Raw genomic sequence first — 13,703 nt, 5'->3', positions numbered from 1 at the left:
GTACATGCAATACGTAGTTGATACTAATGTCATTGTAAGATTTTTGACAAATGACGATGAAGAACAATCAAAGAAGGCTTTTGAAATCTTCAAGAGAGCTGTTAATCAAGAAATTACATTATTTTTAACACCAATAGTGATAATAGAGTGTACCTGGGTTTTAGGTATGAAAAGATATGGTTATTCTCATGAAGAGATTGCCGATAATCTTACAACAATTATTACTTCACCAGGCGTTAAAACATTGGAAAGTGATGTAGTATTAAAAGCATTACATGAATATAAAACAAATAGAATTGATTTTGCTGATGCTTATTTAGCAGCTGTATCTACTAAGAACGGAGTTCCTTGTTTAACATGGAATAGCAAGGACTTTAAAAAGTGTACTGGCGTAGAGCATTATCGTCCTGATGATGTTCTCTAATACATATTGAGTACGAAATTACTTTTCAAGAGAAGAACACGTTACAGAACATGTTCTTCATACAAAGCAAGTGAATAATGTGTTCGTGAAGCGAACGATTACTGTTCCCCTCACGAACACTATGTTTAAAAGTTAAGTATGGATATAAATTTTTTTATTATTAATTAAACTAGTTGATAAACTAGTTTAAACTAAACTATAAACTAGTTGTAGGAGGAAAATATAATGGTTGAGCAAATGCTATCTAAAAACATGTTACTTGGTGGTTTTGATACAGGTAATATTAAAGCGAAAATTAGTTTCTTGAATGAAAAAGGTAATATTGAATCTTTTGCTATTCCAACAGTAATCGCAGAAGCGCCGCCAGCAAAAATAGATTTAAAATCTGCACCTTCTAAGAAAAATGATTACGTAAATGAGAAAGATGAAGACATCGAGTTATTACATGTTCGTATAATTAGTAATTCTTTAGATGGTGATGCAAGAAGCAGAGCGTGGTATGTGGGAGCATATGCTAAAGATCAAGAAGACCGTCAAGAACCAACTGTAGACGAAATGGGGAAAACGGAAGATAAATTTAGCCAGAAAAATAAGAAGTTACATTTGATTCCATTGTTCACAAGTATGGCGGTGGCAGCAGCGAGAATTGGAAAAGAAGAAGTTTTTGTTCCTTTTAGTGGTGGAATGCCAATTGAAGATTATAAACTACGTGGGGAAGAACAAATTTTAGAAATGCTCTATGGAGAACATACTGTAGAATTTTTAGATGGTACATATGAGGGTAAAAAGATAAAAATTACGATTAATGATGGAACAATGAATGTTGAAGGTGTTTCCTCTGTCTTGGCAATACTATTTGACATTGTAAACGGTGAAATAGTGGAAGTTGAAGGAATGGATGCAGAAATTGGAGAATCATATGCTATCAATGATCTTGGTGCAGGTACTTCGGATAATGCTTTCTTTGAAGATGGAGAGTTAAATAAAAAATTATCTACAAATACGGATTTAGGAACAAATAAGTATATTGATGAAATTTTAAAGAATATAAAAGAACGTTTCATGGAAAATGAGATTTTAAAAAGTTTCATGACAGATGAAATTGAGTCACCTTTTAAAACAAGAGAAGATTTTATTCAAAGGCTAGTGATGCCTGAAGTAGAGAAAATGATTGAAGATGATACTTATAAGCCGACATTTAGTGTGAAATGGGGCCCTGTAAAAGAGAATGTTACAGATATTGTAATGGATGGGATGTTAAAATATGCAGAAGATCAAAAAGCATCTCTAATGAAGTTTTGGTTTAAAACAAATGCGGATAAAAACATTGTAGTTGGTGGTGGAGTTTTATTTGGTTACGCTGGTTTAAGAGATCTGAAGGAACAAGATGGCTTTATTTTACCTAAAAACATTCAAGAGTCAGCATACTTTACAAGTAGATCATATTTAATAGCTAATCTATTAGAGCAATTAAATAAAGAAGGCGTTGAAGCATAATAGAAGGTGGATTCACACCTTCTTCCTTGCTATATAAGAATATGAAGTGTGGTGTTATATATGAGTAACGTCGGTTATGAGGCAGGTAAGGGAAGAACATTTACACCTTCTATAGATGCTAAATGGATTAATGAATTTAATGAAATGAAATCGGAATTAGGTATAAGTCGAAATAAACTTACTGAAAAATTAATTCAAGATGGTTTGAAGTTCAATAGAAATAGCGGTAGTACAGGAGCATTGTATATCCCGTTAACTACAGAAAATTTGTCTCAGGGCCAAATTGAAATGCTATCTAGTAGTATAGGACAAGAGATGCTATTAAATTTAGCTTTAACAATGATTGGTGGTACATCTGAGCTTAACAAAATAATTAAAACTAATAATACGAATGAGATGCCGATTTCGGATAAAGAGGACGATACTATAGGCGGTAAGGTTGAAGTACCATCAGCTCACATCGCTCAAGAAATACCGTCTTCTGATATAAAGGGAAATGGTAATGAAAGTAATGTAAGTGAGCAAATAATAAAACCGAAGGTTTCAGAAATGGGTACTAAGCCAAAATCAGCAGCGCTTAAAGCTTTAGAAAAATACAATAAAATGAAAAGCGATATAAAAAATTAGCTATTAATAGCTAATTTTTTATAAATATAAATAAACTAGTTTATAAACTAGTTTAAACTAAATTGACAACTAGTTTAGTTTTCGATGTAATTTACACATAATAAATGTCGTTCTCCTTAAGAGCAACTAGTGTTCTTAAGAGGAAATATCTATACAAATATAATGCCACCTAGAACTCAGAATAAGAACACGTTCTCGAACGTGTTCTGGCAATATAGAGTACGGTTAACTGTTGTTCTTTGAGAGAACGCAAGGTGTTCTCTATATAAATTCTTGTAATTAATTCTTAACGTGGGTTTTATGTTAGTATGCTGGTTAGGGTAAAATCATAAAGAGAAAGTGCATAAGTGCTAGAAGGAAAAATATAAAGATAAGGGACAGTAAAGAAATAAGGGGCTGAGAGTAATGGAAAAGAAGTATATTGAATTTATTCTGGAAAATCAGGAACATATGAAGAAAATCGAGGAATTAGAGAAAATATCAAGAGAGTATATGGATTATTTATTGGATAAGCTCGAAATAACTTCTAATGGTGTTTCAATTTCTGATAGTAAAGTACACAATTGGGGTTATATTGAAAGTGAATTTGAGAAATTAATTGTAGATAATTACTTTGTTGACAATGAATGTGATTATTTCGGTATGATTGAGGACGGATACAATCAAGCATACTTTCATCATAGCCCACAAATGTTGATAGATGCTATTAAGAAGGAACAAAAGAAAAGACATACAAGGAAGAGACACCCTAAAAAGAGTTGGGAAAAATTAAAATCTTTCAGTCTGGAAAAAGTAGGAGAACAGATGCGAGATCAAGTCAACTAGTTTATAAGTTAGGTTGTCTTGATTGAAATGTTAGTAGTTGCTTTTAACTTGAAAACTGGTAGGGCTCATGGCACGGGATGTACGGCAGTTGCCTACATTCCGTAAGTCACCGCTCCACCTTTACTCAACTCGATAACTACAAATTGTAGAAAAAAGATTAGCTGGCAGCTGCAGCTAATCTTTTTTACAATCTGTACGTTCCTGAGTTTCGCTTAACAAGGTGGACGGAGCGTAAAATCCAAAGAACAAAAAATTTAATGGGGCTACTCGCCCAAACCCAGCTAACGTTAACCCGTTGGATCGCTGTTTATTCCCATCCCCTCGAAAAGGGGGAATAAGAAAGCAATCTTTCTTAAAAAGGAAGATTGCCGTTTTGTTTAAGGTTTTTCTTTTAATGAACTTTCTTGTGCTAACCTGGTTAGAATATCAGTTTCCTTAATAATAGCATCTAAATTTACTACAGTTGGGGATTTACTAAATTCATAACGTCCATAAAAATTGATATGCTGCCAGGCAATCTTACTAAAAATGAAGTTTGTAAAGATTGTGGTGAATTTGAGGCTACAGTAGAGTATCCAGTAAAACCTTGGGTAGGAGAATATAAAAATATTTGTTCGAATTGTTTTAAAGTGGAAATGGATCAAATGAAAGAAAAATATAGTAAAAATTAATTTAAGACGCGTAATGCGTCTTTTTTTATAAAGAAAAGACACCCTAAGGTGCCTTCCTTCGACTTGAACCATCTTAATTTTAATAATATGTATCTCGCAAATATAATTTTACCATATTTAGTTATTTCACACATTGAGAAATAACTAAATATGGGTGTTTTTGCCCATCCTTCGGGAAATCAAGACTAAAATGAAAAATAAACAGAAAATATAAGGCTCTTACTTTGTGGATATGACCACAAAGTAAGAGCCTTATTTCATTAAATTTGTTCATACATTTTTCCTTGTAGTCTTTTGTTTTCATCCTTTAATCGCCTATTCTCGTACTCTACTTCCTTGATTCGATCCCGTAATAATTGAATCATTGCATCTTTATTTTCATCACTCATTTTCCGTTTTTCGAATTTTGGAGATACAGCTCGTTGCTGTTGTTTACGAAGCGTTTCAATTCGTTCACGAAGGGTAGTATGACTATACAAGTAAGACTTGGACACTTCTGCGAAGTCGGAGACAGAGTTGAAATTAATACGTCTATTCTCTTTAATCAGTTGTCTAATTGCTTTCTCAACCTTTTGTAGGGTTTCTTCTCGCTTCTTTTTAGCCAAGGCTACAATAGCATCTGTAGATCGTTTATGTTTCATGATGATACACCTTTTTCTTTAATAATTTGAGCATCAAAGAGAATTTTTTTAGCACTCTCCCCCCGATGAGACTTGCCTTCGACAAGTTGGTTTCTAATTTTGATGAGGTTATCCAATTGTTCCTTGGTTTTCTCATTGTAAATTGGGTAGTTTTGTGTCATCTGAATATGTTCTTCCACTCGCCGGATTTCTCTTTCAAAGTCACACAGATTGTCAGGGGTTGTACAGAAGTTTGGGCATGTCAGACATGGGGTTACAACATAAGGACAACCTTCCTTCTTCGAAGCCAGGCAAAACCCAAGTGGTACTCTTATAGCCTCGATATTACTGCGTATATATTCCCAATGGATCAAGTCTTCGTCCATGGCCATTTCATTTACTTGACCATTATCTAAATTTACACGAAGGAGAGGTCCTTTTTTCTTTTGTGCCTTTTCCCATTCTCGTCTCAATGTATCATCGGCTATCTTAGCATAGACTAGTGTCATTTCTGGTGTAGAGTGGGCAAACCATTTCATAATGTGAGTAAGATTCATTCCTAGATTAATCAGCTCCACACCTTTGGTGTGCCGAAAGGCATGGTTTCGAAAATGATAGATACTTTCATCTTGATCCACAATGTTGTATCGTTTAGCCAAACGATTTAATGCTCGTGATATATTCCCACTACAAAATGGGTTCCCCTTACGTTTTCCTTTTGTATGAACGAATAAGTATCGATCAGGATTATTTTCTATAGTTGACATATCTTTAGTTTGTTCAATGACAGCTTGAATAATTAGTGCTACATCTTTATCTATAGGAATACGATGTTGTTTAACATCAGTTTTGGGAATATCTCCTTGAAGATAATAGTTTCTGTTCGTATCAGTAATTAAGCAATTATAGTAACGAATATTGAGTATATCACTTATTCGCCATCCTGTAGCCATAAGTAAAATGATAACAGGAATATATTTCTTATCGCTATCTTTCATAGGGGGATTGAGTTCATCAGGATTATGACTTAATAACAATTCTAACTGACTCATTACTGAGTCAGGAATATATTTAATCTCATTTTCATTCCATCGTCTTTGTTTTGGGAAATCTTCCTTGAAGAACAAAGTGAAAACAGGTGTAGTAGGTGCTTTAGGATGTTCAGTACGTTGTAAGTAATCTATAAATACTTTTACTCCATACAAATAATCCGCTTTAGTTCCTTCAGATAAATGGCCCAAATTATGGTTAACGTATAATAAATATTGTTCAATATGTGATCTTTGCAAATCAGTGATACCGTTCCAATTAGGATAATATTTTTGTAAGAACACTATAAAGTGTTTGATTCCTCTTAATATTGTTTGCAATGATGAAAAACTACGTGAAACCGTTGTAAACTTAGCATACTTTTTAACAGCTTCCCTATAGGATGGATGAATATCATGAAATGATATTCGATATTCAGCTTTACTTTTAGAATAGCGTACATTAGGAATATTTCTTACATCCCATATATCTTTTTCAAACTCTTCTCTTATGTCATAGAAATCAAACAGAAATTGATACGCTCGATTAAAAAAAGCAATAGCTTTACTTGAAATCTGTCCTTTTGAATTTGTGATGTTGACATTCCTATTAATTAAATAACTTTTGTATTTCATAAGACCACGTTCATATGGTATCTCTATAAAACTATGGATGTTAGGATAATGTTTGTTTAAAAAAGCAGCTAAATGTTTAAACGTAAATGAATAACTTAATAGAGTTCCAATAGTTACACTTCTATTTAATATTTCTATTGCAAAGAAATATTTTAACTCTTGTCGAATATAGAAAGAAAATGATGTGAAATCTATTCTTTTTTTATTTGATCGCCAAGATTCTTTGCTATCATATACTTCGAAGAAGTTATCCCTTAAATCCCACACATCGTTTATCCGATACCCCTGTAATAGCTGCAGTAATTCATCTTTTTTCTCTAATGTAACCTTCGGTTTATAGGATGTATTACTTACTATATTCATGATTCTCCTCGTCGTTCATCTTTTTTCTTCATTGCTTTCTCCCAATCTTCTTGTATATCTTCCATTGTGGGATGGACATACATTTGCATAGTAGTCTGTATATGAGCATGTCCAGCGCGCTTCTGAAGCGTTTCAGGTCTCATTTCTCCTGTCTTCCATAACTCCGTTATGTTGGTATGACGAAGCATATGAGGAGTTACTTCCATTTTAGTTTTTGTTTTCAAACGTTTGAAAAGGGACTGTACGCTTGCATAATCAAGTGGAGTTCCTTTCCGATCCCCTGTTAGTTTGATGAAAACAAAATCTGAATCTATCTCATCTGTATGTATCTCTAAAATATACCGCCGGTATAAATCAGCCAATTCTTTTGAAATATCTAGAGTCCGAGGACTACATACCGTCTTAATCTCAGCGCCATTAATCAATTCTCCACGATCCTGAATATGTATTTTTCTAATCGTAGGGACAATATCGGATAAATGAAGTGAAAGTGCTTCACCAATCCTCATGCCAGTTTCATATAAAAGAACCAGTAGAAACTTATCTCTGGTGTTACAACAAGCATCAATTAAGATTTGTACTTCATCCGGGGACAGTACTTTTAATGTCTCTTTTGAAACTTTTAGTTTGAGTATCTTAGTATCTTTCATTTTATTCTTAAAGGTATGATGAAGAAATCCCTTGAAATTCCCCCTTGAAGCTGAAGATTGCTTTTTTAATCGTTCTGATAAAGTTATCGAGTAATCTTCATGCCTCATAAGATAATCATAAAAAGCATAAATCTTGTCTAAATAGATATTAATTGTTCTTGCCTTACGCTTCTTTGAATTGTTACGAATACTTGTTACTTTCACATTCTGGAATGGATTTTGAAGCCATCTAACAAATTCAGCTAGCTCATCAATCCCCACATCTGTATAAGACAGTTCCTTTTGTTCTAAGAACTCAAAATAGAGTTTAAGTGCATAGCAGTAAGAACGAAGTGTATTACGTGCTGTACCTGTATTATCTTTATACTTTAGAAATTTCATCACAGGCATAATCATTTCCCTATACTGATTTACCAAGAGATAACGAATCTTATTATCGGAGATAATTACTTCCTCAACCTTCATCTTTTATTCCTCCTTTATCTGAAAAGACGTTTTCTTAAAGTACTTTATTTACGTTATTTTTTCAATATAGATATTTAGTAGATAAAGAAAAAAAAAGGAGCATTCCTGTTCGTTTAATACGTTCAGAACGCTCCTTAATTATAGTCTTGTTTTCCCGAAAAGGGGGATTAAGAAAACGTCATTGTACCCACTTTTTATAAGAGATAGCACCAGACATTTTACGAAATTCATACAATTAGATAACAATAAAACTTTAATCAGCCCTCCCAAATTGTGCTCTTAAAGACAGTTAATCTACGATCTAACATTATATCTGTATCCGTAATTAAATTGATAAATAAAATGCAGAATATTCGAATTATTAAACTGTAAATATCTTGAAACAGCGGTTTTAAAGGTAATAATCGTTGAATTTCATTATTTTTCCGCTTTCTGAAGGGTATATATTTTTATAGCTTTATGTATTAAGATAGAGCTGTGCTAGAAAATACCGGTAAAAAAGCATAAATAAGGAAAAGGGATGGGATTAAAAATGAAGACTGTATTAAGAAATATTGTATCGATGGCTCTCGTACTCGCTTTGTTTGCAACTTCTTTCGCTGGAATCTCCAAAGCTCAAGAGATTAATAGTGAAGAAGAAAAATTAGTACAAGAAGTAGCTGCACAATTGAAATTTGTTGTTGAAGAAGCTGCAATTAAAGATAAACATGGAAGAGTAGTAGATATTGATATTGATATGATAGAAAACAAATATGGTAAAACTGAAGAATTAGAACAATTGAGACAAGAAATCCAACGTGTAAATACACCACCTGGCTATGAAGATCCATTCAAACAAGAAACGGAAGCTGTAGATAACTGTATAGAAAGAAAACTTATAGCAAATTATAAAGAATTTCTATCAGTAGGCTTTATAGGTTCTATTATTGCTAATATTACTAACAAAGAATATGAATTAGCAGCTAGAAAAATGATTAGATTAGGCGTCAAAGGTAATTTAATTGGTTTAGCTGGTCAGCTTGCTTGGTATCTAGGTACATGTATTTATGAAGAAGAAGGCTGGACAGGAAAAACATGGTGATTAATAAAAAACAACCTCTTATTTTCTAGAGGTTGTTTTTTTTGAAGAAAATAACCACATCATAATTTCAAAAAACACTACTATAAATAGTGTTTTTATAAGGTTTTCAAACCAATTGAATTGATTATGATTAGCATAGTTAAAAGCTATCAATACAATATACAGTAGAACTATAAAAATTAACGGTCTCTTATAAGTGAAACTCAAATTATTCACCCCTTAAATACTTACTTAGGAAAGTTACCTTAATACTATGTTAACTCAAAGCGCAATCATTTTCAGTGATTTTCTATATTTCTCCACATTTGTAACACCCCCCTTTTTTAATAACACGTCCTCATAATAAATTTTCTTTGCTTGTTTATGCCCATTCACCGAAAAAGGGGGATAAGCTTAATCCATAAGAAATTTAAACCTGATGTCAAAAAATGTAACTTTTATTGATCCAATAGATGGTTAAATCAAGTAAAACGCAAAAACAAACTAGTTTATAAACTAGTTTGTTTTTGTGTTTTATAATATAGTGGCTAATATCTTCTCTGTTTTTTTGTAAGAATGCTAAAATACACTTAAAATATTTTAATATCATGGGGGGGAAAGTATTGTTATCTAACTTATTTATTTGGATTTCTTTAATACTATTTATAATTATTATGAAAAGTAAGATGCGACTATTATTTAGGATTCCTATAGCTATCTTTATAACTTTGCTAATTTTGTCCATTGGTGCTATTTATGAATTATATCCCAATTTGGAGAAAATTCAGGATGGATTAGAGGGGAATCAAGAAATTATTATTAGATGATGTTCCAATATGAGAAGAATTAATATGTGAATAACTGCATGAATATTATAAGGTGTGAAATACGTGAAAGATCATTTCGTTACACGAAGTGATCTTTCTTTTTTTTGCGTAAATCCAATAAATATATAGAAAAATCGGGGGATACGGAAGGACGGAACGAAGTGGAGCGAACGACATTTTTTTCGCTCTTTGAGCAAAAAAATTAGTAATGCAGGATAAGGGGAACGCCACATACGTGGCTACAACTACCAGGCAAAGCCTGGTATATCATGGTTTTTTCGTGAACACATTTGTGTTCATTCTACTTTAATAAAATGCTTTTATGTGGGAACAAAATGTGATACTATTTTACTAGTACTAAATAACTATGTAGCAACAAAGTATGGTGGTGATAATTATTCATAAAAATAAAAATAGTAGGTACAATGACCTACTAAGAGTCCGAGTTCCAACAGATTTAAAAGCGAAATTAAATGCGGTAGCAGAGGAGAGGGGAGAAGATACAGCAGATGTAGTAAGGCGTTTTTGTGAAGAGGGATTACACAGGCATTATGCAGAAAATAATATGGATTTTATTAAAGTTGAAATACGAGAAGCTTTAAGAGATGTACTGAAACCTTCGGTAGAACGTCTTGCGAAAATTGGTGCTAAAGGATCAGTTTCAGCAGGTACAGCGATGTATATGTTAGTTGAATCATTAGGTAGACAGAATTTAGATGTTAAAGACATATATTCTCGTGCACGGATTAAATCTGTAGAAAGTTTAAGGTCAAAAGGAGATATTGATGAATAATAAATTACTAATGTTTTAAAATTTTTGATTTGATTTATTGAAAGGTATAAAAAGAAGTATGAAAGCTCCATTTATCATGAAAACAAGTTTTTATTTACCTAGCACTTCTAATGCTAAAAAAAATAGTGCCCATGTTGAATACATAGGAACAAGACCAGGCGTAAGTATGGAAACAACAAAAGACTTTGAAGAGTTAGAAGAAAAAACAGATGCCGCACATCATGCAAAGTATGCTGGGGAACGCCCTGGATCACATGGCCTTTTTACCCAAAATAGTAATGAAGCTCTCGTTTTGAAAGACGTACAAAAAGAACTAAGAGAGCATGACGGGGTTGTTTGGCGAATGATACTTAGCTTAAAAGAAGAAGATGCTTTGAATCTAGGATTTACGGAAAAAAGGAAATGGGAAGATCTTCTTCGTTCGACAGTTCCAGATGCAGCAAAAAAAATGGGTATTACAGAAAGTAATTTGAAATGGATTGCCGCCTTTCATGAGGAAAAGGGCCATCCGCATGTTCACCTTATGATGTGGGAAAAAGAGACTAAGCGTGAAAGAGGGGCTTTGTCTAAAGGGGAACATAGAGATGTAAAAAATGTATTTATGAATGAAATATATCGTGAAGAAAGGCAGGAATTAAATTTAATAAAAACTGTAGAACGTGATTTCATTCGAGAGTTCGCTTTAGACAACGTTGTAGATGCAGTCAAAATGTTAAAAGGTTTAGATGAAGTAGATAAAACACAAGTTGGCATTGCACCACGCATACACACGCATGATATTGAAAAATTGCAGAAGTCTCTTTATGAACTTTCCAAAATGTTACCAGAAAAGGGCCGTATGAGTTATGCATTTATGCCAGATGAGGTCAAAAAAGAGGTTGATGAAATATCAAATTGGTTAATAAATCGACCTCAATTTATGGAATCTACAGAACGTTATTTATCATCCGTAGAAGGTCTAACAAAATTACATTCTCATGATACTGAAAAAATAGAATTAGCGAAAGAAAAAGCAATGAAAGACATTCAAAAAAGAGTTTCGCAGGTTCTTTTAAAGGGTGCATTAGAGACAAGGATTAATTTTCTACCAAAAGTTGACCAAGAAAAAGCGATGAAGGCACAAATGCAATTTATAAAAGCTAATGGTAAACCGAAACAAGATCTTAGTTATGATGTGACTAAAAAAAGTGCAGCATTATTAAAACATCTATCCTTTTCGGAAAATGAAATCAAAAGGGTTTTTGAAACCTGGTCGGAGAAAGCGGATTTGGGGGTTAGTGAAAAAGAAATTAGCAAAAGTATTGCTAATTCATCAAAAGAAGATATTAAAACTATTGATGAAAAAGACATTAAAACTGGAGCTGAAATACTAAAATTAGCAGGTTGGACAAATAATGAAATTATATCCAAGTTAAATAGATACGATGACGTTTTAGATGGGATTGAAAAAGTTTTAAATAAGATCGAAAAAAAAGCGAACTCTAACTTTGTATCGAAAAAAGATTTTAGCAAGATTGAGGAAATAACAGATGTATCTGTGGATTATCCATATAAATTAGTAGAACGCAGTGAAGTTTCAAAAGAAGATGTGGATAATATGATTGAAACATTTTCGCAAGGTATATGCAGGGATGAAGCGGCAGCTGGATGGACAGCGTTTTGCATGAGTGTTGCCCTAAAGCAAAGTGAAGTTTCTGAGAGTAAAAGAATTGATGTTGTTTCAGAGTGGATTCGTTCTAATGAAATAGCAGGAGTAGATTTGTATGCGATTAATGAAAAAATCGAAGAAGGATCTAATTTTTTACGTAAGAATACATGGGATAAAGTATTAGGAAATATAGGTGTTAAACCAGAAGATTTTAAATACCCATTCAAGACTTTTCAAGAATTAGAGTTTGACGAACAAAAAGCTGATGAAACTTTATTGCAGTTAGAAAATATTGTAGTCGAAAAAATGGAAGTGCCAGATAGAGAACATTTAACCGAGGTCTATGCAAGGATTTTAAGAGGCGTGGCATCTGACAATTCGTTATTTAAAGAAAAAATAAATGTTTGGGCTAAAAAAAGAAAGTTACCTCAAAGTTTAGTTACTAAGGTAATAAAAAAATATGAAAAAAGAACGAACGACATTGAATACTTAAAAAGACCTTTAAGAGTACAGGATATGACCGAAAAAACTATTCGGGATTACAGTAAGGTTCTATTTGCTACAGGCATGTCAGAAGAAAAGGTTAAAGATACCGTACTTGAATGGAATAGACGGGTGAAAAGTAATGCTCCACCCGAAAAAATCGAAAAAATAATTGAACAAGTAGGAGCTCTTAACGAGGAAAATCAAAGATGGGGAAAAGCAACCTATGTAAATAAAGAGAGTTATAAACAATTAAATGAGACTTTAAATGTTAAAGCTCCATATATTTATAAAATGCCATCATTCAAGAATCCGAACGCTTCAATTAATAAGATATGGAAGTCATTCTGGAATGAGTTAGAAAAAGAGCGTATGAAATCAGAAAAAGAAATGGAATATGCAAGAAAAAGAATGATGAGAGCAAAAGAACAAGAACAAAAACAAAGACAAGAAAGGGAAGAGAGAGGTTGAAATTCCGAATATTTTTAGTTGTGTTTGTGATTTTAGCTGATTTACTAATCTTACCAAAGATTGTATATAATTTAGACCTTTTATTTAAGGGAATTGATCTTCAAATTGTTATTAATAATTTAACTACATTTTCCGTTATATACCCATGGGTAATTTTGAAGCAATCTTATGGAACATTTTATTTAATATTACAGGGCTTTGTTGCCACAGCTATTGTTTTGATTATCTGGAAAGAAAATAGAGGCATAAAAAATAAAATGAAGAATGGTATTGGCGGTCCAGAGGCATCCGGTGGTGGGCAATTTGGGACAAGTAGGTGGCAAACTGAAAAAGAGAGAGATGCTAATAATAGTGTTTGGAAATATGAAAAAGAACCTATAAAAACAGCTGGTATAGTCCTGGGGGCTGATTTAAAAAAGAAAAAAGTATGGCTTGTATCGGAAGATGAACATACATTAATTATCGGTACAACTGGTTCAGGTAAAACACGAAGAATTATTTATCCTGCAATATGGACGTTAGCAAAAGCTGGCGAAAGTATGATTTTAACAGATCCAAAGGGTGGTGCGACACGTTCCTAAGTGAAAAGCTTAGGCATTGTCGAACTTACAGTTC

The 13,703-nt window shown here is 32.8% G+C and carries 11 protein-coding genes; 8 read left to right on the top strand and 3 right to left on the bottom strand.

Annotated features, from left to right (window positions below; translation table 11 throughout):
- Nucleotides 1-4 precede the first annotated feature (4 nt).
- The 4 genes from CQ064_RS31370 (at nucleotide 5) to CQ064_RS31355 (ending at nucleotide 3,373) form a co-directional block, all read left to right on the top strand.
- The gene (locus CQ064_RS31370; RefSeq protein ID WP_001200537.1) at nucleotides 5-424 is read left to right on the top strand and encodes a type II toxin-antitoxin system VapC family toxin; all 420 of its coding nucleotides are present in this window, start codon (nucleotides 5-7) and stop codon (nucleotides 422-424) included.
- A gap of 225 nt (nucleotides 425-649) precedes the next feature.
- Nucleotides 650-1,921 (top strand): ParM/StbA family protein, encoded by a 1,272-nt coding sequence (locus CQ064_RS31365; RefSeq protein ID WP_000230190.1) that lies wholly within the window; start codon nucleotides 650-652, stop codon nucleotides 1,919-1,921.
- A 60-nt stretch (nucleotides 1,922-1,981) separates the two neighbouring features.
- Complete coding sequence (locus CQ064_RS31360) at nucleotides 1,982-2,548, top strand: hypothetical protein (protein ID WP_000072992.1); 567 nt, start codon at nucleotides 1,982-1,984, stop codon at nucleotides 2,546-2,548.
- 405 nt (nucleotides 2,549-2,953) lie between these two features.
- Nucleotides 2,954-3,373 carry a hypothetical protein gene (locus CQ064_RS31355; protein ID WP_000412868.1) on the top strand — a complete coding sequence of 140 codons (420 nt, stop codon included), beginning with the start codon at nucleotides 2,954-2,956 and terminating at the stop codon, nucleotides 3,371-3,373.
- A 931-nt stretch (nucleotides 3,374-4,304) separates the two neighbouring features.
- Here CQ064_RS31355 and CQ064_RS31350 read toward each other — a convergent pair.
- From CQ064_RS31350 to CQ064_RS31340, 3 genes are read right to left on the bottom strand one after another with little or no spacing between them, the layout of a single operon-like run.
- Nucleotides 4,305-4,685, bottom strand: coding sequence for a DUF6262 family protein (locus CQ064_RS31350; protein ID WP_000681129.1), 381 nt, complete (start codon nucleotides 4,683-4,685; stop codon nucleotides 4,305-4,307).
- On the bottom strand, nucleotides 4,682-6,691 hold the full coding sequence (locus tag CQ064_RS31345; protein ID WP_001028548.1) for a tyrosine-type recombinase/integrase: 2,010 nt from the start codon (nucleotides 6,689-6,691) through the stop codon (nucleotides 4,682-4,684). Before CQ064_RS31345 ends, CQ064_RS31350 begins: the two co-directional genes overlap by 4 nt.
- The gene (locus CQ064_RS31340) at nucleotides 6,688-7,806 is read right to left on the bottom strand and encodes a tyrosine-type recombinase/integrase (protein WP_000861877.1); all 1,119 of its coding nucleotides are present in this window, start codon (nucleotides 7,804-7,806) and stop codon (nucleotides 6,688-6,690) included. Before CQ064_RS31340 ends, CQ064_RS31345 begins: the two co-directional genes overlap by 4 nt.
- A 520-nt stretch (nucleotides 7,807-8,326) precedes the next feature.
- On the opposite strand from CQ064_RS31340, the gene CQ064_RS31335 reads away from it, so the two are divergent.
- From CQ064_RS31335 to CQ064_RS31310, 4 genes are all read left to right on the top strand, one after another.
- Nucleotides 8,327-8,887: a hypothetical protein gene (locus CQ064_RS31335; RefSeq protein ID WP_000523415.1), complete on the top strand. Its 561-nt coding sequence runs from the start codon at nucleotides 8,327-8,329 to the stop codon at nucleotides 8,885-8,887.
- 1,188 nt (nucleotides 8,888-10,075) lie between these two features.
- Nucleotides 10,076-10,486, top strand: coding sequence for a hypothetical protein (locus tag CQ064_RS31320; protein WP_000260289.1), 411 nt, complete (start codon nucleotides 10,076-10,078; stop codon nucleotides 10,484-10,486).
- Between the two features lie 76 nt (nucleotides 10,487-10,562).
- Nucleotides 10,563-13,088, top strand: coding sequence for a MobP3 family relaxase (gene mobP3 / locus CQ064_RS31315; RefSeq protein WP_015406566.1), 2,526 nt, complete (start codon nucleotides 10,563-10,565; stop codon nucleotides 13,086-13,088).
- Nucleotides 13,085-13,669 carry a type IV secretion system DNA-binding domain-containing protein gene (locus CQ064_RS31310; protein WP_000672078.1) on the top strand — a complete coding sequence of 195 codons (585 nt, stop codon included), beginning with the start codon at nucleotides 13,085-13,087 and terminating at the stop codon, nucleotides 13,667-13,669. The genes mobP3 and CQ064_RS31310 overlap by 4 nt, the downstream gene beginning before the upstream one ends.
- Nucleotides 13,670-13,703 lie beyond the last annotated feature (34 nt).

Origin of the sequence: Bacillus sp. MYb78 (assembly GCF_002975115.1) — a bacterium.
GTDB lineage: Bacteria > Bacillota > Bacilli > Bacillales > Bacillaceae_G > Bacillus_A > Bacillus_A cereus.
This window is presented reverse-complemented; position numbering and strand designations above follow the sequence as displayed.